The 24806-nt window shown below is 52.7% G+C and carries 18 protein-coding genes; 11 read left to right on the top strand and 7 right to left on the bottom strand.

Annotated features, from left to right (window positions below):
* Positions 1–545 precede the first annotated feature (545 nt).
* The gene (locus HFN16_RS11840) at positions 546–1889 is read right to left on the bottom strand and encodes an NAD(P)/FAD-dependent oxidoreductase (RefSeq protein WP_168890946.1); all 1344 of its coding nucleotides are present in this window, start codon (positions 1887–1889) and stop codon (positions 546–548) included.
* 644 nt (positions 1890–2533) lie between these two features.
* On the opposite strand from HFN16_RS11840, the gene HFN16_RS11835 reads away from it, so the two are divergent.
* Positions 2534–2932, top strand: coding sequence for an RNHCP domain-containing protein (locus HFN16_RS11835; RefSeq protein ID WP_168890945.1), 399 nt, complete (start codon positions 2534–2536; stop codon positions 2930–2932).
* On the top strand, positions 2925–4001 hold the full coding sequence (rsgA, locus tag HFN16_RS11830) for a ribosome small subunit-dependent GTPase A (protein WP_168890944.1): 1077 nt from the start codon (positions 2925–2927) through the stop codon (positions 3999–4001). The genes HFN16_RS11835 and rsgA overlap by 8 nt, the downstream gene beginning before the upstream one ends.
* A 110-nt stretch (positions 4002–4111) precedes the next feature.
* On the opposite strand, the gene HFN16_RS11825 is transcribed toward rsgA, so the two are convergent.
* Positions 4112–4669, bottom strand: coding sequence for a dienelactone hydrolase family protein (locus HFN16_RS11825; RefSeq protein ID WP_168890943.1), 558 nt, complete (start codon positions 4667–4669; stop codon positions 4112–4114).
* Between the two features lie 375 nt (positions 4670–5044).
* On the opposite strand from HFN16_RS11825, the gene HFN16_RS11820 reads away from it, so the two are divergent.
* The 3 genes from HFN16_RS11820 to HFN16_RS11810 all read left to right on the top strand — a co-directional run bounded on the left by HFN16_RS11820 (position 5045) and on the right by HFN16_RS11810 (position 9324).
* Positions 5045–6376 carry a cytidylate kinase family protein gene (locus tag HFN16_RS11820; RefSeq protein WP_168890942.1) on the top strand — a complete coding sequence of 444 codons (1332 nt, stop codon included), beginning with the start codon at positions 5045–5047 and terminating at the stop codon, positions 6374–6376.
* A 207-nt stretch (positions 6377–6583) separates the two neighbouring features.
* Entirely contained in the window at positions 6584–7996 is a 1413-nt protein-coding gene (locus tag HFN16_RS11815) for a sensor histidine kinase (protein WP_168890941.1), read from the top strand.
* Positions 7993–9324, top strand: coding sequence for a sigma-54 dependent transcriptional regulator (locus tag HFN16_RS11810; RefSeq protein WP_168890940.1), 1332 nt, complete (start codon positions 7993–7995; stop codon positions 9322–9324). The genes HFN16_RS11815 and HFN16_RS11810 overlap by 4 nt, the downstream gene beginning before the upstream one ends.
* On the opposite strand, the gene HFN16_RS11805 is transcribed toward HFN16_RS11810, so the two are convergent.
* Positions 9302–11371, bottom strand: a complete 2070-nt coding sequence (locus tag HFN16_RS11805; RefSeq protein WP_168890939.1) for a S16 family serine protease — start codon at positions 11369–11371, stop codon at positions 9302–9304. The two genes, HFN16_RS11810 and HFN16_RS11805, sit on opposite strands and share 23 nt — an antisense overlap.
* Before the next feature lie 557 nt (positions 11372–11928).
* On the opposite strand from HFN16_RS11805, the gene HFN16_RS11800 reads away from it, so the two are divergent.
* The 6 genes from HFN16_RS11800 to hisC all read left to right on the top strand — a co-directional run bounded on the left by HFN16_RS11800 (position 11929) and on the right by hisC (position 20278).
* Positions 11929–12528 carry a universal stress protein gene (locus HFN16_RS11800; protein WP_247648323.1) on the top strand — a complete coding sequence of 200 codons (600 nt, stop codon included), beginning with the start codon at positions 11929–11931 and terminating at the stop codon, positions 12526–12528.
* Between the two features lie 42 nt (positions 12529–12570).
* Positions 12571–14370, top strand: coding sequence for an SLC13 family permease (locus tag HFN16_RS11795; protein ID WP_168890938.1), 1800 nt, complete (start codon positions 12571–12573; stop codon positions 14368–14370).
* A gap of 132 nt (positions 14371–14502) precedes the next feature.
* Positions 14503–16125 (top strand): sodium/proton antiporter NhaB, encoded by a 1623-nt coding sequence (nhaB, locus tag HFN16_RS11790; protein ID WP_168890937.1) that lies wholly within the window; start codon positions 14503–14505, stop codon positions 16123–16125.
* 202 nt (positions 16126–16327) lie between these two features.
* Positions 16328–17755, top strand: coding sequence for a transferase (locus HFN16_RS11785; protein ID WP_168890936.1), 1428 nt, complete (start codon positions 16328–16330; stop codon positions 17753–17755).
* Positions 17756–17874: 119 nt separating this feature from the next.
* On the top strand, positions 17875–19170 hold the full coding sequence (locus HFN16_RS11780) for a hypothetical protein (protein ID WP_168890935.1): 1296 nt from the start codon (positions 17875–17877) through the stop codon (positions 19168–19170).
* Entirely contained in the window at positions 19163–20278 is a 1116-nt protein-coding gene (gene hisC, locus HFN16_RS11775) for a histidinol-phosphate transaminase (protein ID WP_168890934.1), read from the top strand. Before HFN16_RS11780 ends, hisC begins: the two co-directional genes overlap by 8 nt.
* Before the next feature lie 93 nt (positions 20279–20371).
* On the opposite strand, the gene HFN16_RS11770 is transcribed toward hisC, so the two are convergent.
* From HFN16_RS11770 to HFN16_RS11755, 4 genes are read right to left on the bottom strand one after another with little or no spacing between them, the layout of a single operon-like run.
* Complete coding sequence (locus HFN16_RS11770; protein WP_168890933.1) at positions 20372–21352, bottom strand: GNAT family N-acetyltransferase; 981 nt, start codon at positions 21350–21352, stop codon at positions 20372–20374.
* Positions 21345–22211, bottom strand: coding sequence for an FAD binding domain-containing protein (locus tag HFN16_RS11765; RefSeq protein ID WP_168890932.1), 867 nt, complete (start codon positions 22209–22211; stop codon positions 21345–21347). The genes HFN16_RS11770 and HFN16_RS11765 overlap by 8 nt, the downstream gene beginning before the upstream one ends.
* On the bottom strand, positions 22205–22681 hold the full coding sequence (locus tag HFN16_RS11760) for a (2Fe-2S)-binding protein (RefSeq protein WP_168890931.1): 477 nt from the start codon (positions 22679–22681) through the stop codon (positions 22205–22207). Before HFN16_RS11760 ends, HFN16_RS11765 begins: the two co-directional genes overlap by 7 nt.
* The gene (locus tag HFN16_RS11755) at positions 22678–24804 is read right to left on the bottom strand and encodes a xanthine dehydrogenase family protein molybdopterin-binding subunit (protein ID WP_168890930.1); all 2127 of its coding nucleotides are present in this window, start codon (positions 24802–24804) and stop codon (positions 22678–22680) included. Before HFN16_RS11755 ends, HFN16_RS11760 begins: the two co-directional genes overlap by 4 nt.
* Positions 24805–24806: the final 2 nt, after the last annotated feature.

Here is a 24806-nt window from a genome sequence, read left to right as displayed (position 1 = left end):
GAAGGTCGGCTGTGCTCCGCGCTGTTATAGATTTTTCATTGAGTGCCAAGATGCACCTCCATGACCTTGCTTCTCTACTTTGTGTACAAAAGCCTGAGTTTTCTATGGAGGATACTGGTGAACAGCAAAAATATGGAACAGCCTCGAATTTCTACACAACCGCCCCAATCCAACTTAAGGATCTTTAATTACTGACTTATTAAGGCATGAAACATGGGCGTTTTCACACAGCAAACACTCTATCAATACCAAGAGTTTGCACTGCGGACAGTCTTGTAAGTTGAACACCTCGCCAAGACGACAGACAATCACGCGAGAGGATTTAGGCCTTGGCGTGATTGAGTTTCCCATGTTCGCCAAGTTCACCTACACTTTTGTAGGCAGGTGGAATGACACTTAAAATCCGCAATTGAGTATCGACAACACTGGTAAGATTTTTTTGTTTTTTTCACATCTTCACAACAATAAAGACTTACAAACCATGATTTGTAAGCCTTTACAGTTCGTTCAGGAGGATCAAATAATCCAAGCCCCAGCTCGAAGTACTATTTCACCATGTATTTCAGATCTGATGTATATGTAGGATAGGCCCACAGGAAATCTGCGAGATCCGAAGCCCGTATGTTAAACTTCATTGCCAATCCAAACACATTGATCACTTCGGCGGCATTGTGTCTGACGATGTGTGCCCCCAGGATCAAGTCGGACTCATTGTCGATAAGAACCTTGTAGGTTCCAAACTCCTCGCCAATTCTCTTGGATGAAGGCCAGCCTGTGGTGTCACCATTGTTCACGCGGAAGTCCCGCCCCTCTTTTCGAGCCGCCGTCTCTGTCAAACCAACCGAAGCAAGCGCCGGAATGCTGAACACGGCAGAGGGAATCACGCCATAGTCGACCACGGATGAATTGCCATGGAGAATGTTCGAGGCAGCGACCTGCCCTTCCTTATCCGCGACAGGAGCCAGCATATACGGTGTATCAACGCAATCCCCTACGGCATAAACCTGTGGATTGCTGACACTCTGCATATATTCGTTCACGACAATTCCCTTTCGTGAATGTTCAACATTGCCGAGATCCCCGTCGAGGACCGAAAGGTTGGGATGACGTCCTGTTGCTTCAATGACGAGATCGACCTCATACACCGCCCCAGTAGAGGAATAGACTTCATATCCAGTTTCAGTGTGAACAATCCGTTCGGGAGACTCACCAAGCAAAACGTCAATCCCGGCAGCAGTGCTGGCCTTCAACAGGGTATCAACCATATCGCTATCAAAAGCCTTCAATGGCTGCGCGGAACGATGCATGATCTGGACTTTGGACGCCCCTGCACGAATGGCGACATGCGCAAACTCGAATGAAATGAAGCCGCCCCCGACAAAAAGGACTCGCTCGGGCAGACTCTGCATATCAAGAAAATACTCACTATCGCGGACGTGCTCCGCCCCCTCAATTGAGAGAGCATTAGGCAACGCACCGGTTGCCAGCACGATCTTCCGCCCCTTAATGGTCTGTCCGCCAACTTCAATCTGGTCATCCGCTATCATTCGAGCTTTACCATTGAAGGTGGTGACGCCACTCTTCTCCCAATGGGCCTGATCGGCTTCCGAACGCCCTTCAAGGAACGCGTTCTTCAATTCCTGCAAAGCCGCCCAGTCAGTCTTGGCCTGCCCCTCAATACCACGCCCCAGCAGGTGGGATACCGAGGCCACAACCTCGGCGTTGCTCACAAGATATTTCTTGGGCTGACACCCCCGCAATGCGCACGTCCCGCCGTATGGACGTTCATCAATAATGGCGACTCGCAAAGCCTTATCCTTGATTACCCCTGAAACAACATAATAAGCGGACGTACCAGATCCAACGACGATGACATCAAAGTTTTCCATATTCATCTATTTCCCAAACAGAGTAGTTTTCAATTCTGGATGCAATATCACTCAACAGTATTTTGAGCTAAGGCTATACCAAAACCAAAAGAGAAAAAAGGACTTCAGCATCTCATCTGAAGTCTTTTGTTTTCTATGGAATGTTTGCCAACTGCACGGCAACCAGGACGTCAGTAACCTTCTATGAAAACACGCCATAATTGAATCTCTGAAATTCTCATCCAATCAGATATTGACAAAGGTAGTAATCACTGAATATAGGCACGACATCAATTTAAAGGAGCTTTGATGTTTACCAATGTAAAAAGGGTGTTCCTGTCCTAGGAATGCGCTTGAAGGGCTTAACCATTAGAAAACAATTCTAATGGAAGCTTTCTGCTTTTTTATACCCATATATTCATTCCGCATTCCGCAAAACAGGGCACCCCTGCCCCGGATTGTCATTACTACCGATTAGTTAATTGTAGCTGCTTTCATTAGCCGCTCTTGGTTTGTGCTGTGCGCAAGCAAAACAACTCGCGAGAATCTCCAAGTAGGTTCCATGATTTCACTTTGCCGCGCCCTTTAACCGCCAACCAAGAGTCTGACTTCGTAAACAGCTGCATAGATAGGTAAATACAATTTGTATTTGCAGGAGCAGACTCATGTCCAGACAGCGGAAAACCATACACTTTGATACGAACCCATTCATATGTGAGCATTGCGGCCTCACAGTCCCATCACCATTAAGCGGAACCAAAAACCGAAATCATTGCTGCCACTGCCTGCACAGCAAGCACGTAGACATGAAAATTGGTGATCGCCGTTCCGGTTGCCGAGGCACCATGGAGCCAATCGGCCTATGGGTTAAGGACAGCGAGGAGTGCGCCGTGATACATCGGTGCCAAAAGTGCGGCTTCATCCGCACCAACCGCATTGCCGGTGACGACAATGAGGTCGTGCTGTTTACGCTGGCAGCGCGCCTGATTACGCAATTACCATTTCCGGCCAAAGTAGCTTTGGAAAAAATTGAACGTCAGCAAATGGGTGGCGAACATGTATAGTATGGAACAACTCGGTTGGAACGCGTTCTTTGAGGACCATTTCCAGCCATACAAGGAACAAGGATTAGGCGTTGGCCGCGTATTGAGAGAAGTACGCCACCAATACAGGATATACACACCGCAAGGCATCGTGGACGGAGACGTCTCAGGGCATTTCCAATACACCGCGATCGACCGGGCCGATTACCCCACGGTAGGTGACTGGGTCGTCATACGACAGCATGATGATTACGCCCTGATCGAGAAGGTCCTGCCACGCACCAGTGCGTTCTCCCGCAACAGAGCCGGCACCGAAGTGCAGGAGCAGGTCGTTGCAGCGAACATTGACTATCTCTGCATAGTCTGCGGCTTGGACGGCGGAAGGAACTTCAACCTCCGAGGTATTGAGCGGTATATTGCCATGACAATGGAAGGCGGAGCAAAGCCTGTCATCGTCCTGAACAAGTCAGACCTCTGTGCAGACGGAGAACTCGCCATGCTCCAGGCCCAAAGTGTCGCGGACGCTTTCCCCATCCATCTGGTAAGTGCGTTGACCCATGAGGGGCTTGAGGAGTTTTCCATGAGCTTTGAAAGCGGCTCTACCGTCGCCTTTGCCGGGCATTCCGGTGTGGGGAAATCCTCATTGATCAACACCCTGTTGGGCCGCGCTGAATTGAAAACCAACTCACTTCGAGAGAGCGACCTGCGCGGGAGGCATACGACCACTCACAAGGAACTGTTCTTTCTGCAAAGCGGAGCCATGGTGATCGATACGCCCGGCATGCGCGAACTCCAACTATGGGGAAGCCAGCAAAGCTTGAACGACACCTACAGTGAAATACATGAAGCTGCCCAAAGGTGCCGTTTCAATGACTGCACTCATCAGAATGAACCCGGCTGTGCCGTGCGGGAACTGTTGATTGACGGTTCAGTGGAGATGGAGCGCTACGAAAACTATTTGGATATGCGTTCCGAGCTTCTCTTCCTTGAGAGCAAAAGAAATGAAAAGAAAAGTCATGAAAGGAAGGCAAAAGAGAAAGCCCTTTCAAGATTGATTCGTCGGTCGCAAAAGAACCACAAAAGGAAGTAATTCCAAACGGCAACATCCATTAACACAATACAAAAGGGTGACTCGGCTAAAGCCGAGTCACCCTTTTTAATTACAAAACGAAATAACAGCCTGGGCTTTCAGGACACTGTTCACGAAAGCTTTTCAAGTATCCAGTCAAACCACAATTTATGAAGATTTTCGCTGTAATTCTCCGACATCGGGTTCATGAAACCGTGCCCGCCGTCAGCCTTGAAACACTGAGTCCGGTCTTTCCCCTGCAGTTGCACAATGACTTCATCGACATCGAAGTGTTTTTCATAATTGGGGAAAACCAGATACGTCGGCACCCTTGGCGTCCGATCATGCATTGTACGTATGGATGAACCATAGAAACAAAACGCACTTAACGCCTCGCCAGTCACTTCCGTAACCGCAGCCCAAACAGCGCCTGCGCCTGCACTAAAACCAAGAAGGCTCACCGGCCCTTCAACTTCACACAAGCCCTGTACCACCCTGCGGGCATACTCTTCATGCCCACACGCAGCGAGATATTCCGCATACGCCTCATCTTCATTCACAAAGCCCGGATCGGTACCATCATATGGATCAACAATTAACACGGAATTCCCAACACTTCGCAAGGCATCAGCCATTGCTTCAACGTGTGAGGTTCTCCCCCAGATTTCCGTGACAAGAAGTATAGTCATCGCTTTCCACCTTGAGTGGTACACAGCTAGTGTATTCAAGAAAACAAATCAATTCTCCCATACTGCATCACATGGAGGTCCAGTCCATTCCAGTGTACCGTTATGCACAGCTAACCGCTCTTAATCATTCACATCCATAGGCAAGCGAACTCAATTCACCGACTGACTCTGGAACGTTTTATGCTTGGATTGCATATTTGTGACAGGATAAATTGCCATACGTCTTAGTTTTTTTCATGACAAAACAGCATGTTAAAACAAGACAACACTTACCGGCGTTAGCTGTAGCGACTTAAGCGGACAGAAAAACGTTGCAAAAAGCAACAAGCCACGCCCGTAGGAATCGTCCAAACGCCCGGCAAGAGAAGTGAGTGAATGATGACTGCTATTACTATTTTCAACGGTTTGTTTTGTGATGCCGAGTCTGTCGTTAAAGAGGTTGTGGACATCACCGGATATAGCCTAGTTACTGACATAGATGTAATTGACGAAGCCGCACGGCTTTCCGGCATAAGCCAAAAAACAATTCTCAAATCTTTCCCTTCTGGACGAGGCACACCCAAACCAGATCACTTCCGCAGCAAACGCGTTTTCCGGGCGTTGCGTTTTGCAATGGCTAAAATGATTTCTGAAAAACAAGACATCGTATTTTGGGGATATATGTCTCTGCTGCCACCGCCTTCTATCGAAAATTTACTCAGGGTATGTCTGATTGACGGGATGGATGCCCGTGTTTGCAAAGCTACCCAACAAAAAGGATATCCCATTGCAGATGCCCGTGAGCACATCCGCAATGACGACAGCATCCGAAGCAATCTGATCCTCGATGTTACAGATTGCAACGATCCTTGGGATAGCAGCCTCTATGACCTTCTTATTCCCGTCACTTCCACGGGGATAAAAGAGAGTGCGAATATTATCGTCCAACAACTCGCCAGCAACGAACAGGATTCCTTGTCCTTCCAAAAAAGTATGGATGATTATTTGTTGGAGAGCAGTGTTCAGACGACTCTGGCAGATAAAGGCTACGACGTTTTTGTTTCAGCCAAAGAACAGTCCCTGATCATCAGCTTTGAAGACCATCAGAACGTACTGGACAACATGTCCCTTCATCTGACTGAAACTATTTCTGGATTTGAAGGGGTTGAGGGCGTGGAAGTAGGCGTCGGCGACCGTTATAATCCCAATGACATATTTCAGAGAGTCCCACGGTTGAGGACCCCCAAGGATCATTACTCAGCGAAGCCGTCTTCACTTGAAAGTGTAGGACTCTTAGGTGACGGAGTGGATGACACTGCGTTGGCACTCGAGATTCAGAATTCATTGTTGAATCAGGACCTGGATGTTTCCGTCGCAGCCAAAAACGGTTTTGTTTCAATTTCCATAAACGATCATCGTTCCACCCTAACCCATATGGCCCGCTATCTTTGCGACTCCATTTCCAAGCAGGAGGGCGTCAAGGACGTGGATATCAGTGTGGGCAGAAAGTACTATCAGATGTCTGGCTATATGCGAATGCGTAAACAGTACGCCGAAGCGTTTATTGCCGATGACAACCGTGAATTCGTGCTGGCCCTGTCAGACAGGGTGCAGCAAAGGGAACGGAAAGGGACGTTCGTTTCCCCGGACAGACCAGTCAAAAGGAAAACCCTTTCCAACATCACAAGGTCTGCCCCTCAAAAGAATCGCATGTATTTATATCGTTGAGGCGAGTCTTTAATTCAAGATTTCCTTCTGCACAACTCCGACTGCCTCTCCCCAAAAGCAGTCGAATCATTCGGCACGGCCTTGAAACACCGAATAGGCAATCATTGGAATAGGGAGCTATTCTCCTGACTCTCCGGCATCATGCCCCCTTGCATTTTCTCTTGGCGAGGCATAGCCTTGATTCTTCCGAAATCCTCAGAGGACACCATGCTCAGACCGAACCTCAGACAAACCATCGTCATCGGCATAGCCATATTCACTCTTGCCTTCAGCGGTATTGCCATGCTGTCGCTCTCCAATATCAACCAACTGGAGCAGGAAGTAATCCTCGTCGAACGGGCAGACGACCTTCGTAATCTCATTCTCGAAATCCGGCGAGAGGAAAAAAACTTCTTCCTCTATCACGACAGAGCCGTGTTCACGCTGAACCGGAGTAATATTGAAAGAGCAACCAAGCTGCTCGACACCCTTTCATATGAGATAGACAAGCCCGATGGACGAGAACACGGCCAGGCCTTGCTCCGTGGTCTGGAGCAATACGGCACCCTGCTCAAGCAACTCACGGCAAGCTCCACTCAGGTCAGGGAGAATGATCCCACGGCCAAAGCCCTTCGCGAGACAGGCCAAAAGCTGGTAGAACACTCACGGGCCATCGCTGAATTTGAACGGCAGAACATCCTCTCGATCAACGATAAACTCCGGACGACATTGATCATTTCCATGGCTGTCGTCGCGGTGGTTGTCCTTGCCCTTGTCTTCTTTGTCTCCAAAAGTATCCTTGGTCCACTTCGCCAGGTTCAGGAGGCGACCCGCCAGATTGCCCAAGGCTCCTTTGTGCCCCTTGCCGTCCAGAACGCGGACGATGAAATACAACAGGTTTTTGTCGCCCTTAATTCCATGGTCGAAGAGCTCAAACAACGCCAGACACAGCTCGTTCAGGCACAAAAACTCTCATCCATCGGCACCCTGGCCTCCGGCATCGCCCACCAGTTGAACAACCCCCTGAACAACATCTCCACCTCGGCGCAGATCCTTGCCGAGGAGACGCTTGGGCACAACGAATTCGGCGACAAGATGATGAACAACATCCTTCAAGAGACCATCCGCGCCCGCGACATCGTCAAAGGGCTGCTGGAATTCTCCCGCCACAAGGATTTCTCTCCAGCCCCGCACGACCTGCGCACGGTCCTTGAGACAGCAATCCAACTCGTCTCCAGCCAGGCAGGTTCAGGAATCTCCATCAAACTGGGAGTCCCTGAAGGCGTCAGTCTCTATCTGGACCGGCAACGATTCCAGGAAGCCGTTATCAACCTCATCATCAATGCCATTCAGGCCATTGGAGATCGCGAAGGCGTCATTGAGATTCAATCGGCACAGGAACCCGACGCCAAAATCATCACCATTTCTGACACTGGTGCAGGCATGACACCCGAGACTCTCCAACGTATTTTTGATCCGTTCTTCACCACCAAGGAAGTGGGACAAGGTACGGGCCTCGGCCTCTATGTCGTGTACGGCATCATCAATGAGCACAACGGGACCATTCGAGCAGAAAGCACCCCGGGTGAAGGGACGACCTTCACCATTCAACTCCCCCTCGAACCAGAGGAGCAGGCATGATAACCTCGTCCATCCTGTTGGTCGAAGACGAAAAGATCGCCCGCGAAAACCTGACCCATGTCCTGACAACAACAGGATACACCGTCACGGCTACAGGCTCGGCCGAGGAAGCCCTTCGTGAATTGAAGCGAAAGGAATACGACCTGCTGATCACCGACCTGATGCTGCCCGGCATGGACGGCATCCAACTGCTGGACCGTGTACGAGCCCGGCACCCGCTGACCATCGTCATCATGATCACAGGGCATGCGACCGTTGCCAACGCGGTCACGGCCATGCAGAAAGGAGCGCACTCGTACATCGCCAAGCCGGTCAAACTGGACGAACTACGGCTCCAGGTCGAACGCGCCTTGGAGCAACACGCCCTCTCCGCTGAGGTTCTCCGCCTGCGCAAGATCATTGCACAGGGCAAAAGCGATTTTCCGCTGGTCGGTCAAAGCGACAAGTTCAGCAAGCTCAAGAAAATGGTCAAACAACTGGCCTTGATGAACTGCAACGTCCTTATTCAGGGCGAGACAGGCACCGGTAAGGAATTGGTGGCGCAAGGCATTCATCAACTCAGCCAACGTTCCGAAGAACGGTTCATGGCCATCAACTGCGGCACCTTTACCGCTGAACTCATGGACAAAGAGCTGTTCGGGCATGAGAAGGAAGCCTTTACCGGAGCCAACCGCGGGCAGAAAGGCATCCTTGAAGTCGCGGATGGCGGCACCGTCTTCTTTGATGAAATCGGCGAACTGCCATTGAACATGCAGGTCAAGCTGCTTCGGGTGCTTCAGGAACGAACCTTCCTCCGGGTCGGCGGCACCAAGGAAATCCCTGTGGACATCCGCGTAGTGGCGGCCACGAACTGCGACCTGCGTGAATTGGTTGAGAAAGGCGAATTTCGACAGGACCTCTACTACCGCCTGAATGTGGTAACCCTCGAAGCGCCGCCATTACGGGAACATCATGAAGATATCCCGGTTCTCGTCGGACACTTCCTTGAAAAGCACCGCCATCCGGGCCAGACCATCCACTCCATCACCCAGGACACGCTGGATATTCTGATGCATTACCCCTTCCCCGGCAATGTGCGAGAACTGGAAAACATCGTGCAACGGGCGCTCGCCCTTGGACAGGGACCTGAGTTTACGCCTGATCTGCTGCCGGAAGAGGTCAGCCATGTGCAACCGGAAAACCCTCTCCCCACGCTAGAGGAGTTGGAGAAGGCACATATTCGCAAGGTGCTTGCGGCCTCGGCTGGCAACAAGACTCAGGCCGCACGGGCGCTGGGCATAGACAGGGTTTCGCTCTGGCGAAAGATTAAGCGACACAATCTGGAGTAAGATCGTCGCACAGTGCGATCCGAGCCGCCTCTTCCATGGTGGAAACGTAGTGAATATCAAGTCCTTCCGTCACTTCAGGCTCAATGGACTGCACACGGGACGCACATCCTTCCGGCAGAATGACAACCTTAATGCCCGCAGTCTGGGCAGCCATCAGCTTTTCCCTGACTCCGCCCACAGGAAGCACTTCCCCCAACAACGACAATTCGCCGGTGGAGGCAACGTCCGGACGGACTGCCCGGCCGGTCATGAGCGACAACAAGGCGATAGTGATGGCCAAGCCTGCCGACGGCCCCTCTTTGGAAACCGCACCGGCAGGGATATGCACGTGAATATCCGACAGTTCGTAAAAATCCGGATTAATATCAAATATCTCAGCATGACTACGGCAATAGCTCAGCGCGGTCTGCGCTGATTCTCGCAGAATTTCACCGAGAGAACCAGTGAGGATGAGTTGCTTGTTGCCCTGCATGCGTGCGGCCTCAACAAAAATGATCTCGCCGCCGTTTTCCGTCCACACCAAACTCGTAGCCAAACCAACCTTGGATTGCTTCTGAGCCATGGTCGAAGAATTGAGTGGCGCACCCAACATCTGGTGAACCATATCCGTGTCAACGGAAACAGCTCCCTGCCCTTCTGACAAAATCTGCTTCGCAATCTTGCGGCACAGGGCAGCCAATTGCTTACGCAAACCTCTCAGTCCTGCCTCGCGAGTATAGCCTGTTATCAATTCCCGTATCGCCTCGGGGGAAACTGAGACCAATTGCTCGTCCAACCCATGCTGATGTAACTGATCTGGAAGGACGAAATGGGAAGCAATGTGATGCTTTTCATGCAGCGTATAGCTCGGGAACTCGATCACCTCGAGCCGGTCACGCAATGGGGCGGGCAAACGCTCAACCGAGTTGGCAGTACAAATGAATAATGCGCTCGAGAGATCAAAGGGCAATCCCAGAAAATGGTCCATAAAACCGTTGTTCTGTTCCGGGTCCAGCATTTCCAGAAGGACAGAAGTCGCATCGCCCTGAAAATCCTGAACAGCTTTGTCCACTTCATCGAGCATGATGACAGGATTTCGCGAGCCCGCCTTCTGAATACCCTGAAGAATGCGTCCGGGCATTGCTCCGACATACGTTCTTCTATGTCCACGCAACTCTGCTTCGTCTCTGAGACCTGCAAGGGAAAGTCGAAAGAACTTGCGCCCCATTGCTTCGGCAATGGCTCGCCCGATGGAAGTCTTGCCCATGCCGGGAGGCCCGGAAAAGCACAGGACCGGTCCCCGCAGGTGTTGCATTCTGAGACTCTTTTCATACATCTCGGCAACATAGCCGCGCAGCTTGGTCAGATTGACCGGTTTGCCAAGGTACTGGTCAGCGCCCTGCTGCATCGCGGCAACGGCCGTTTTGACCGTGGCATAGCCTGTAATCATGATCACTTTGGTATCAGGCCAACGCTGCCGCAACACCTGCAGCAGTTCCATGCCGTCCATACCTTCCATCTTGAGATCAGAGACAACGATGTCGGCCGGAGACTTTTCCATTGCCGCAACAGCTTCCAGCCCATTGGCAACGGCCTCAACATCATACCCCTCGCCCTGAAAGACGATAGCCATGTTCTCTCGTGCGATGACTTCATCATCCACAAGCAATATACGGGGGTTGTGCCGAGCACACAGGTTCTTCACCGCAAGGAACTCAAGGATACGATCCTTCACGCGGTTCAAGCCATAATGCCGGGCATTAAGCACTTCTTCTGCTCTGGCGATATCCAGATCATCTTTCGTGGTCGTATCCCAGGGTAATGAAAGAAGCACCTCAAGAAAATTCAAGGCAATCGAATACTCAGGAGACGACGGATCGGTTACGTCGATCCGATCACACTCAGCCCGGGCCGCAGCCAAGATCTCCGGAGGAAATCCGGCAGACTCGATGTCTTCCCGAAGTGAAGCATGGGGAGTAGGGGCAGTTTTTTCAACACTGGCCTTCGAAATATCCTCGGTGACAGATTCCACTTCCCTTGAAGAAGATTTCTTACTGAACCACCCCATATATGTCGCCTCCGATTGTTGAGAGGAAGGTATGTATTAGTCGAAATACGCAAGGCGTCTCTATCGATTTCCTGAATATATCACGCGCCTTATGCCTTGTTAAGGTTGCAATTCGTAACACGGGCTGGTTCCCCGGCCCTTTATGCCAAGAAAATGGTCATCTCCACACAGGATCAAACGAGACCCAGATAAATTATACATATTTTACAGCACATTACATCGACATAGAAACAACTGATCATGTGAAATTTTGTTCAAGCGAACCACAGTATTCTTACCAATCGGGCCTCTTATACCCCTCACGCAACCCCCTCGTTGCGTTTTGCAACATGCGTCGTAAACCCTTTGTTTTAGGCCATTCCGCATTATTCGTGCTCAGCACAGGAATAGATCGTTGCAAATTGCATCACATCGTTATCACATATTTTGTGCAAAACATATTTTATTCAATACATTCAGCACTTTAATGAAAGCGCCATTATTGGCATGCGATTTGATTAATAGGGAGCGGGAAGAAGAGAACGAGCAATCTCACACAACAACCAAGGAGTAGAGATATGCCCCTCTTTACAACATTAAGAGCACTGATGGACAAGCATTACAAAGCACAGGCCGAGGCCAACTGCAACACATGCCATGTCGGATCATGGGTGATCTGCCGTGAAGACCATCTGATGCAAAAAAATGGAGGATCTTCGATGATAGATATGTTCAAACGATTCACTCAGAACCGCAAGAAAATGATCACCGACACCCCCGTCAGTGCTGAAGCCTACTGCGATTGCGAACGCCAGGAATGCAAAATCCTCATCGTATGCAAAGGCAATTCGTTTTCCCGCGCCATCTCCGACTATGCCATCCACATGGCCAAGAAAACCCGTAGCTCGCTGGTAGCACTCAATCTCGATGAGTCCGGCCGCGACTTCAACGGATTCTCTGACAAGGCAAAAAACAATATCGATTACTTTTCATGCAAGGCCGCTGAATCCGGCATCAGCTTCTGTCACGAAATTCGTCAGGGAGACGAGGAAACCATCGTCGCCCAGATGCATGAAGCTGACCCCCGTTTCAAGTATGTAATGGATGACACTGCTGTTGTTTGCAAAAGCCGAAACACCATTCCCGTCTACACCCGAGCAACGTTGCGAGCCAAATAGGGCGCTCGCAACGTTTTTCTCCATACGTTTTAAGGATTTCACATGACTCCAGAGATTATAACGGTTATGGCCGTTCTCGTTTTCGCTATTCTCCTTTTCATCTTCGAATGGGTTCGGGTAGACGTTGTCGGCATCATCATGATGGTATTACTGCCGCTTCTCGGTCTCGTTACGCCGCAACAGGCTATCAGCGGACTGAGCAGTAACGCCGTCGTTTCGATCATAGCCGTCATCATAATTGGCGCCGGTCTTGATAAGACCGGCGTCATGAATTCAATGGCACGCGTCATTCTCCGATTTGCCGGGAAAAGCGAATCCCGCATCATGACACTCATATCGGGAACCGTCGCAATCATTTCCGGTTTCATGCAGAACATCGGCGCCGCTGCGCTGTTTCTGCCTGCCGCCAAACGAATCGGCAATCAGACCGGCGTTCCCATTGGCCGACTGCTCATGCCCATGGGTTTTTGCGCAATCATCGGTGGCTGCCTGACCCTGGTTGGCTCAAGCCCGCTCATCCTGCTTAACGACCTCATGGTCGTTGGCGGCACCAAGTACGAACCTTTCGGCTTGTTCAGCGTCACTCCGGTCGGCCTCGTGTTGATCGCCGCTGCGTTGATATACTTCATTCTTCTTGGTCGTTTCATCCTGCCTAACCGCTCAGACGATGAAACTTCAGGCCCGATGTCTTCCGTGCTCGCCAGCACCTACGACCACGTCGGTACCCTTTACGAGCTTGCCATCCCGGCAGACTGGGAAAATGATGCTCCGCTCAAGTCCCTCGACCTCAGACCCATATACTTCTGCACCCTGGTTGCCATCGCCCGCGACAATGCCGCGACCCGAATCTTCGCTCCGACTCCGGAAGAGACGATTCAGCCAGGCGACCATATCGTCGTCGTCGGACCGCAGGAATTCGTCGAGCATATGGCCGACGACATGGGCTGGGCATTGCAACCGGAACTGTCGACGTTCGCCGAGGAGCTTTCTCCGAACAACGCAGGCATCATGGAAGGCATTGTTACTCCCCGCTCCGAGTTCATGGGCCATACCATTGGCGAACTCCGCATCAGAGAACGTTTTCAGGTCTCCCCCCTCGCCATCTTCCGCGGGGAAAAGATATTCGTCAGCGGCTTGAGCGACATCGTCATCGAATCCGGTGATGCTTTGCTGCTGCACGGCCGCTGGGAAATGTTCCACATGCTCAAAGGCCTGCCTGACCTCGTCTTCACTGAGACGGTCAAGGGCGAACTGTTGCGCACAGACAAGGCGAAGTTTGCACTCATGTGGCTGGCCATTTCCCTTGTCATGATCCTCGGCTTCCACGTTCAGCTTTCCATCGCGCTCCTTACAGGCGCTCTCGGCATGATCCTGACCAAGGTCCTGACCATCGACGAGGCTTACCAGTCCGTTGACTGGATGACCGTCTTCCTGCTGGGTGGACTCATCCCGCTGGGTATGGCCTTTGAGAACACCGGTGCCGCAAAATTCATTGCCGACACCATCATGGCTGCCCTTGGCACACCGTCTGCCGTAATGTTGCTGACGGTCATCGGTATCCTGACCTCCTTCTTCACGCTGGTGGCATCCAACGTCGGCGCAACAGTCCTGCTCGTACCGTTATCGATGAACATGGCAATCAACGCCGGCGTCGATCCGCGAGTGGCTGCCCTGACAGTAGCCATAGCCGCATCGAACACCTTTGTTCTGCCTACCCACCAGGTAAACGCATTGATCATGCGTCCCGGAGGATACCGTACGGTTGACTACGTTCGCAGTGGCGCAGGCATGACCGTCATATACATGGTCGTGATGATCGCTGCCCTGATGATGTTCTATTAGCTCACATAGGGCACCGGGAACTCTTCCCGGTGCCCATTTTAGATATTCCAACAGCACATATTTTCTTTAACCCAAGCGACGTCCGGCTGTGCAAAAGCCGTATGGCGTCTTGTCATGTTTTAGGAGAACTTCATGAAAAAACCGATAACAACCGTCTTCGCCGAGACCTTCCTTGGAAGCGCACCGGCCTGGTACAAACTGGTCCTGCTGGGTTTCCTTGTAGTTAACCCGATCCTCATGTTCACCGTCGGCCCATTCATAACCGGCTGGGCACTGATCGCCGAATTCATTTTCACTCTGGCTATGGCCCTGAAATGTTATCCGCTTCCAGCTGGTGGTTTGTTGGCCCTCGAAGCCATCTTTCTGAAACTGACGTCGCCGGAGACCGTCTACCACGAAGCGCTCAACAACTTCGAAGTCATCCTGCTTCTTATCTTCATGGTGGCAGGTATCTACTTCATGAAGGACTTCCTGCAGTTCACCTTCACCAGAATCCTTGTACGCGTTCAGTCCAAGAAACTGATCGCCCTGTTGTTCTGCTTCGCCGGAGCCTTTCTTTCCGCCTTCCTTGATGCCCTGACGGTCACGGCTGTCATCATGGCGGTGGCCTACGGGTTTTACAACATTTACCACCGCTTCGTATCCGGTAAGGGGCATACTGATTCGCACGACTTGGTTTCAGACAATGCCGTTAAGGACAAGAATCGCGAAGAGCTCCAGCAATTTCGTGGCTTTCTGCGAAATCTGATGATGCACGGCGCAGTCGGAACTGCTCTGGGCGGTGTCTGCACCCTCGTTGGAGAACCCCAGAACCTGCTCATCGGCAAGGAGATGGGATGGCACTTTGTCCCCTTCTTCCTGCACGCCATGCCTGTCACCCTGCCCGTATTCGCTATCGGCCTGTTGACGTGTCTGGCAGTAGAGCAGTTCAAACTCTTTGGTTACGGGTTTCAGATGCCTGGCAACATTCGTTCCTTCCTTCTTGAAACCGCCATTGAGATGGAAGAGAAGCAAGGACAGAAAGGCCGTCTTAAACTTGTCATCCAGGCGCTCGTCGGGGTTTGGCTCATTCTGGCCCTTGCCTTCCACCTCGGAGCCGTCGGCCTGATCGGCCTCTCGGTCATCATCCTCCTGACCTCTTTCACCGGCATTATCGAGGAGCACCAACTTGGTCACGCTTTCGAGGAAGCGCTTCCCTTCACCGCCCTGCTGGTGGTTTTCTTCTCGGTGGTTGCAGTTATTCACTCTCAGGAGCTTTTCGCACCTATCATCGAATATGTCCTGAGCCTCAAGGGTCAGAACCAACTCGCCGCCTATTACGCGGCCAACGGTCTTCTCTCCTCTATCTCAGACAACGTCTTTGTGGCGACGGTCTACATTTCTGAGACCAAGCTGCACTTTATTCACGTGTTGGATGCCATTCCCGGAATCGGAATGAGCGGACATGACCTCATGGCGAAACTGACGGACGCCCACATAGCACGGGCCGACGTGCTCGCGACTCTTCCTCAACCAGTCGCAGCACACGTCAAGGAAACCATGGAGCACTTTGACAAGCTGGCCGTTGCCATCAATACCGGGACCAATATCCCGTCTGTGGCTACACCTAACGGCCAGGCAGCATTCCTCTTCCTGCTTACGAGTGCGCTTGCTCCGGTTATCCGCCTTTCCTACGGCAGGATGGTATTGTTGGCGCTCCCATACACCATCACCATGTCCTTGACCGGACTGGCGGCGGTGTACGCCTTCCTCTAGAACTCGAAAGCACTATAGTCCAACACGTAAGGGCTCCCGGCCGACCAGACCCGGGAGCCCTTTTCTGATGCAGAGAATCTGGATTTGATGACGGCATTGACAGCTAAACCGGAACAACAGGATAAAAAGGCCGACAGGAGTCAGTGACCCTGCAGCCCGTAAAGAACGAACTCCCTTCCACCAGGATGGACTAGGAAATAGCATGGAAAATATTAATCGCCTCATCAGTCACATCATCTCCCGTGTGAACATAAACCTTGATCCGGTACACATGGATGTCGAACCATTGGTACGAAATACTGTCAGCCTGGAAAAAATGACGAAGTACTATGCCTACTACGCCCTTTCGATGGGCCACCCGTGGTACTTCTCCTTCAAGGAAAGCAACCTGAGTGGAAGCTACTTCATGGGCCGTTGCGAAGTGGACCGCTCCATCATCCACATGAGCGACATCCGGGGAGATGAGCTGAAGCCCAAGGGCACAGTGGTCAACTCCGGGAGCAGAGCAACCGAACTCTATCAGGATGAGACCATCCAGATCACCAACTGCTGCCTCATCAAGACCTTGGTTCACAACAACTCAAAGAATACGGAAACACCTGAGTTCTTCCGCATTCTGAACACCGTGGCCATGCACTACTCCAACATCCACGGCACCACGACCGAAGGGGTCTGCCTCGGGGCATTTGCCACGGCAGACCTTTCAGTAATGCGCAATTGTGTTCTGGGTGACTTTTCCTACGTACAGGCAGAGGATCTGTCACGGACCATCATTGAACCAGGCAGGGTATGGATCAAATGCGGCACTTCGTTTGAATTCGATTACACCTACCCAGAAAACGTGGTTGAAAAATACGTCTCATGGACGCCGGATGGGAAGCTGACCGGTGCGTTCTCCGATTTTCTCAAGAACAGACGAAGCGACTTTCTGCCCGTATACGATTCCCTTGCTATCGAGATGCCCGTTCCCGTTCCTGAAAGCGCATTCGTCAGCCGCTACTGCGTGGTCAAAGACGACTGCACCATCGGCGAGAACACTCTTGTCGCCCAACGCGCCTATGTGGAGGATACGGATATGGGCATCGGATCCAATGCCCAGGAAAACAGCTTCATCGTTAGCAGCAGCCTTGCAGGACGGGACATCATTGCCCACGGCGGCAAGGTCATTCACGCCGTGCTGGACGAAAAAGTCTTCGTCGGGTTCAACTCTTTCCTCCGTGGCGAGGAAGAACACAAAATCACGATCGGCTCCGGCTCCATCATCATGCCGCATACCATCATCGATGCCGACGAACCGATCACCATTGATGATCAGACTTTGGTATGGGGGTACGTTACCTGCCAGGAAGACCTTGCCTTCCAGTCCATGCCCCTGTCCGAATTCTCCACGAAAAAGTCCTTCTGCATCGGCAGGCTCACTTTCAACGGAAGCGGCGCCGAGTTTGTCGAAGCCTTCCAGCACCGCATAGAACACATCCTCGAAGAAAACGGAGCCGACTTCGACGGCAGTCACGAAACGATGGGGCATTCCCAAAAGACGCAACGGGTATCATACAACCTTTTCCAGCCCTACCTCGGTGGGGAAGAAGAAGGCATGTTCCCGGCCATTGTGGTCGGAAGCAGTTCGTAGATCGGACATGGGCGGAACATGCATCCGTCTTCTCCCAATTCGCGGGTTTTCTTTTTCGTTTCCTTGTTATTAGCGCCTTCCACTTGAAACCATTGGGCTGAGCATGTAACAGTTCTTGTATGCAAAATCCTGATCAATCCGTATCGCTTCAGTTCTCTGCTGAAACTCGATTCATCCCCCTTGTGCAGGGGGTAGTGGAACATTCCGCCAAGGCGTTTGAGTTGGATGCAGCCAAGAGCCTGCGCCTGACCATGGCAGCGGAGGAAATCGTCTCGCACCTGGTTCAAACCGCAAGGGGAACCGAGGTGAAAGTCTCTCTTTCCACGCGCCGTTGGTGTGTCCTTGCCGACTTCTCTTTTGAAGCCAATCCTTCTGACCTTTGGGCCATGAATCTGGCGGCCAAGGAACGTGTCGGAGGAGAACAATCCATAGAGCATCTCGGTCTGCTGCTGGCGTCACGGATGGTCGATGGGTTTTCCATCCGCCTACAGGGAAAGATCGTTCATCTAGAGTTGCGTCAGGACCATGCGTATCCGACCATTGAGGCGCAGCCCGGAACACAAGGGAAGCTCACGGGAGCTCTCTCCATTGCGGAGAATCCCGAACCGGCCCTGATCAAGGAAGCATGCACTTTGGCTGTGAACAACTATCCTGCCTACCTGATCAATCAGGTGTTGTTCACGCCGGGTAAAGTCGTGGATATGGTCGCCCAGGGAGACCTTGATATGGCCATCTGTGTCGATGAGATCGGCACCCTCGCAGGGATAATGGTCTGGCGGTCCCCCTCTGAAAAAAGCGTCAGCTTTTCCGGCCCGTACATCCTGACAGGCGAAAGCGAAGTTGCCGACCTGCTTGAGCAACATCTCCTGAGTATCGTTTCCCGGACACAGGCAGTGAGTCTGTTCAGCGATTTGGCAACGCCTGACATGACGCCTCTGAACTATGAACACCTCGGTCGGCTCGACTTCACTCAGGCGGACAATCAGGACAAGGCGCTGGATATCTGGTTCCGGCATTTGCGCGAAGACATGGGCGCTGCCGTCTGGACCCACCCAACAGTGCGAACCTTCCTTGAAGAGACGTATGATCGATTGGTCCTTATGCGCACCATTCGAGAGGTGGACAATGCCGGTGAAGGCGTACCCGACAACTCGGTCTTCTCCGCCCAGTTGAGACCGGAGCTGAAAGAGGCAGTCCTCTCGCCCATGGTTGTGGGAGCCGATGTAAGCGAAGCCGTCAAGAGTCACCTCGATTGCCTCAAGCAAGACGGGTACGAGAACATCCTGTTCCATCTGGACTTGGCTTATGGATGGCAGGCATCAATGGGCGGCGTCCTCTGCGAGCATGGATTCTCGCCAACGATTCTCCTTCCCCATGGCGGCATTTCGGACGTGGTGGTGTTCCGACATGGCTAACCTTGATTTTCAACACCTCGTTCCCGCCTACATCCAGACCTTTGAGGCCTACTACCCCAGCCTGCCCGACCAGGAATTAATGGTCACCTATGGCGTGGACCACCTTCATAGGCTGAACAACAATGAAAACGCCCTTGGACCGCCTCCCAAAGCAGCAGAGATAGTGGATGAATTCCCGCCGCGCATGGTGCCGGAGTACCCCAATGGCGACTGTTTCTACCTGCGTCATAAACTGGCCGAAAAGTTCAACAAGGAACCAGAACAATTTCTTGTGGGCAATGGCTCGTGTGAAGTCATTGGTAGCGTCATCAAGGCTTTTTGCGAAGAAGGCGACAATATCATCACTGCGGACAAGACCTTTGCCGTATACGAATGGGTCGCGGAATTTTCCGGGTTCGAGGCACGCCTCATCCCACTCAAAGACCACGCCTTTGATCATCGCGCCATGCTTGATGCCATGGACGAACGGACCAAGATCCTGTTTGTCTGCAATCCCAACAACCCCACCGGGACATATTGGGACAAAGAGACCATGAACGCCTTCCTGGACGAGGTGGATAACCGCGCCATTGTGGTGATTGACGAGGCATATTGCGAATATGTGGAGCAGGAAGACTACCCCAACGGCATGGAGCTCATGGAGCGCTACCCCAATGTCATCGTCTTCCGTACCTTTTCCAAGATGTATGCGCTGGCCGCCTTACGCATAGGCTACCTGTGCGGAACAAACGAGATTGTGGACATCGTCCGCCGCACACATATCGTCTACTCCGTAAACACTCTTGCCCAACGTGCGGCAGTGGCCGCGCTCTCCAATGACAGTCCTTTCATCGAGGCCACACGAGCCATGATCCGCGATGCCAAAAAGCTGGTGACTGCCACCTGTGAATCACTGGGGCTCGAATACATCTGTGGAGAGGGAAGCTACATCATGATCAAGGTGCCCATGCCGGACACCCTCATGTACCGCAAGCTGATGAAAAAAGGCGTCATGGTTCGCACCATGACCGGATTCAGGTTTCCCAACTGGATCAGGGTGAGCCTTGTGCAGCAACCGGTGATGGAAATATTCTGCCAGGCCTTCACCGAAGTCATTGAAGGACGATAATCTGATCAGATAGTTAGCCTATCACACATTTCAGCCGGAACTCAGCTGGTAAACTGACCTCCATACCCCTGCCTAGACAGGAAGGAGTCGGCACTACCCTCGTTCCATCCTTTCAAAATCCGCTTTGACGGCACGCATGACCGCTGCGCCATTCTCCGAATGGAATTGCGGCAAGCTGAAATCCGGTGGGATCGGCAGCTTCTGCATCATGATCCCGTCGCTTTCAAACCACAGAGGAAGATAGCCGCCAAGGAAGAATCCGTTTTCACGAATGATGTCCACTGCCCAAGGCGCACCCGGCTGACTGACATCGACTTTGACCTGGCGTCGATACGATGCAGCTTCGGCCTCAAACCGAGCCAGCACCTCGCCCAAATCAGCACCGACACGGGACACCGTCAGCGTGGCAATACCCGCATCACCGATGATGTTTGTCGAGCTCTGTGTCGAGCCTTCTCCTGGGGTAATTGCGGTCTGCACACGCCGATCTATGGCGAGCGCCGAGCAGGTGGACTTCACGAACTCGGCATAGGCAGGATGGACAAATATTTCTCGAGGCTCATCTTCGAGCGTCTTGAACATCATCAACAGGGTAATATTCCGCTCAAGCGTTTCAGCATTGTCGAAATTGATGGTCGGCAACCACTCCAACTCCAGAGCCGTGGGTACTAATCCATATCCTTCGGCCATCTTCTGGGAAATGGTATGATTGCAGAGAGCCTCCCCGAATTGTCCCTTGACCGGAACCTGGGTAGGAAATTCGTTGAATGTGGCCTTAGAAAGTTCCTCGGCAATTCCCCGCTTTCGATACGTCTTTCTGACCATTAGCTGCCCCACCTCATAGAGCAGCGGATTTGGAGCGGAGCGGAACATGCTTACCATTCCGGCAAGCTCTCCTCCCTCAAGACGAGCCATGGCAGTGCGATGCTTAATACCATCATATTGTGCAACGATCGCTTCAGGATCGTAGACATACTTGAGAGGGAAATCTTCGCCATACACTTCCCGGTAGAGGGCACACACGTCTGGAGCATCTTCCGGCTGGAAAAGCGATACATTAAAGTCTCTAGTCATGAGTAATCCTTTGATACGATGAGGCAAACGTCTCCAAACATTCCGCCAGAAGATTAGCGGCTATGGAGCGACGATAGAGAGCCGAAGAACGATGATCGTCAATGGGAGCAATGGCAGTTTCAACCATACTGCTCAACGCGGGAACGGCGGCTTCAAGGTCGGACAGCAGCAGTCCTGCGCATGCCGCCTCAATCTCAGGGCAACGAATTATGGTAGGTCCTACCGAACCGTACGCAATGCGTATTTCTTCCACCTTCTGATCTTCTACACTGGCCCCGACGGCAAGGGAGACCTTGGTGATGGCATTGGCAACGCGCGGACTCACTTTACGATGATAGAACATGTTGATTCCACTGTCGGGGAGAATAATTGCACTGACGAGTTCATCTGATTCAAGCACGGTCCGCCCGGGGCCGAGGACAAACTCGCTGATAGGCACAGTCCGGCTTCCTTCCGGAGAACAGATTTCAACCTTCGCACCGAGCACGTACAGGGCAGGCAGGCTGTCCCCAGCCGGAGAGGCTGTGCAGACGTTACCGCCGATGGTCGCCACATTGCGAAGGGCTGGCGACCCCACGCAGTTGCATGCCGTTGCAAGCAGGCGTGGTATGGCCGTATCCACCGAGAGCTCGGCCATGGTCGTTAGAGCACCGATTCGCAGACCGGATTCCAGAACGGATATACCGGAGAACTCCCTGACTCCTTCAAGAAATATGAGCGGAGGACATTGCCCCGTCTGCACTGCCTTGGCATGACGGACCATGAAATCCGTGCCTCCGGCATAGGGGACACCCCCTTCCAATCTGGCGCGGCACGCTTCCCGGACAGTGGTGGGATGCGGGTTGAATGTGGTTACCATGCCTCCCCCCTGCGTTGAGCTGCAAGCGAAACCGCTTCCACAATCATGGAGTACCCCGTGCATCGACAGAGATTTCCGGCCATGGCCGTACGGATGGTCGTTTCATCCGGTTCGGGATGATCACGAAGAAGCGCATAGGTCGTCATGATCATTCCCGGCGTGCAGAAGCCACATTGCACTGCACCCGCGTCATTGAACGCCTGAGCCAGAATCGCAAAGCCCGGCGCATTCCGCAGCCCTTCGATAGTGACGATTTCTTTCTCTTTAGCTGCACCGAGCAATACCAAACACGAGAGAGTGGGACGACCGTTCATCAGCACCATACACGCGCCGCACTCCCCTTCGCCGCACCCTTCCTTGGTGCCCATGAGATGGAATTCGTCACGCAGTACATCGACCAGACGGACACTCAGTGGTGCTGTGGTGGAAACGGATTCCCCGTTGAGAGTAAATGAAAGAGAAGTTGTCATGATTTGTTCGCCATTGCTTGCATGAGATATTCAGGAGAAACAGGAAGTTGCCACACTTCCACGCCACAGGCATTGGCCACGGCATCGGCAATGGCCGGGGCGACGCCCACCAAAGGCGGCTCGCCCACGCATTTGGCACCGTAAGGCCCGGGAGGATAGGGGTTGGCAATCAACGCACTCTCCACAGGGGGGGCATCCAACGTGGTCGGGATGACATAATCGGCCAGCGAGGTCGTCATGCCATCAGGAGGCATGGATTCAAGGAGACTGTATCCAAGTCCCTGAATGGTCCCGCCGTCGATCTGGCCCTTCACTATGCGTCGGTCAATTGCCGTGCCCACATCCAGTGCGGTCCAGATTTTCCGCGTGGCAACCTGCCATGTGACGGTGTCCACCTCAACTTCAGCTATGACCGTGCCCCACACATAGGAATGGAAGGGATCACCCTGCTGTTTTTCCGCATCCCACTTGAGATGTTCCGGCTGGCGGATCGCTTCCAGCACACGGAATTCGCCGGGCTCATCCAGCTTGGGTTTGAGCTTGTCTGCAGCGTCCTTCAACATTTGACCGAACAACACCACGGACATGGATGCTCCGGTGATGGACGCTTCCGGATCACAGTCCGTGTCGGCATCCTCATAGACGACACGCTCCATGGGGATCTCCAGCGCGTGAGCCACAATTTTCCTGAGCGCAGTATGCAGCCCCTGGCCCATGTCCACCAACTCCGAAAGGATCTCAACCTTGCCGTCTGTCCGCTTGAGCAATCCCATATACCGTTCCGGCAAGGGATGATTAGTGCTCAGAGAAAATGGCGCTCCGAAATTGAAAAGCGCCTGCCCAATGCCACGCAGTTTCCGCCCCTGTTGCACAGGCTGTAGCCTGCGCCGAGCGTAATCTGCCAGCTTGGTGGCTTCTTCAACGGTTTCGGGCAATGCCACATGAAAATGGTATTTGCCACCAGTGAGGGTCTCCCCACCCTGTTTTGTAAAGTAAGCTGCCTTGAACTCAAGTGGCTCCCGTCCGAGCTTGCGGGCCAGAGCGTTCATGTGTGTTTCAATGGCAAAAAATGTCTGCGGACCGCCGAATCCCCGGTACGCGCCGCACATGGGATTGTTAGTGGCAACAGCCCGTCCACGCACGCTCGCTGCCGGGAAGTGATACACTCCCGTAGCTTTCTTCAACCCGGTATCAAGGACCATGCGGCAGGAAAGGGCGTACCCCCCAGCCTGAAACACCACATCCACGTCCACAGCGAGGATATTGCCATCGCAGTCAAGAGCGGACCGTGTGATGACTCTGGAGGGATGGCGCTTGGTGGTGACCAGCAAGTCCTCCTCCCTGCTGTAGATCAGCCGAACGGGACGATTGCATTTATGAGCGGCAAAGGAGGCGTGTCCGGCCAACAGAAACGGGGGCTCGATCTTGCCGCCGAAACCGCCGCCAAGCATGGTCTGACGCACACGGAATCGCTCCTCTTCCCATCCGAATGCCCCAGCGAGCACCTTGCGCATGGCGTGCGGCCCCTGTGTAGAGGCGTGGACGGTGATCCGCCCCTCCTCGGGAACCGCGACCACTCCCTGAGTCTCAAGGTAGAGATGTTCCTGATACCCCGTATGTGTCTCTGTCTCAAAAATCTCGGCAGCACGGGAAAAGGCTTCATCCACATCGCCGTAGGCAAAGCGTTCCCCGAAATACACATTGTCTTCATTGTGCAACGGAGGCTTGTCCCCATTCAATGCTTCATCCAATGTATGTATGGCGGGAATTGTTTCATATTCCACACGAACCTCGTGGGCGAGCCTGCGCACAGTTCGCACGTCAGGTCCCACAACGAGCAGGATGGGCTGCCCGATGTACCGGACTTCATCCTCGGCAAAATAAGGACAGGGATCATAAAAGTAGGTGACCTGATTGAGGTCTGGAATATCCGAAGCATCCACAGTGTAGTACCCATCAGGCAACTCCGGCAGGATGATCGCTTTGATCTTCCCCCGCCGGATCGTGGAACGAACCGTCACGGCCTCAAGCATACCGTCAAAACGAAGGTCGCCCACATACGCGGTGGCACCAGAGCACTTGCCGGGCGTATCCGCCCTGTCTGCATTCTTTGAGAAAGGCATGT

This window comes from Pseudodesulfovibrio sp. zrk46, assembly GCF_012516435.1.
Taxonomy (GTDB): domain Bacteria; phylum Desulfobacterota; class Desulfovibrionia; order Desulfovibrionales; family Desulfovibrionaceae; genus Pseudodesulfovibrio.
The sequence above is the reverse complement of the archived record's forward strand: the minus strand, read 5'-3'. Positions and strand labels throughout refer to the sequence as shown.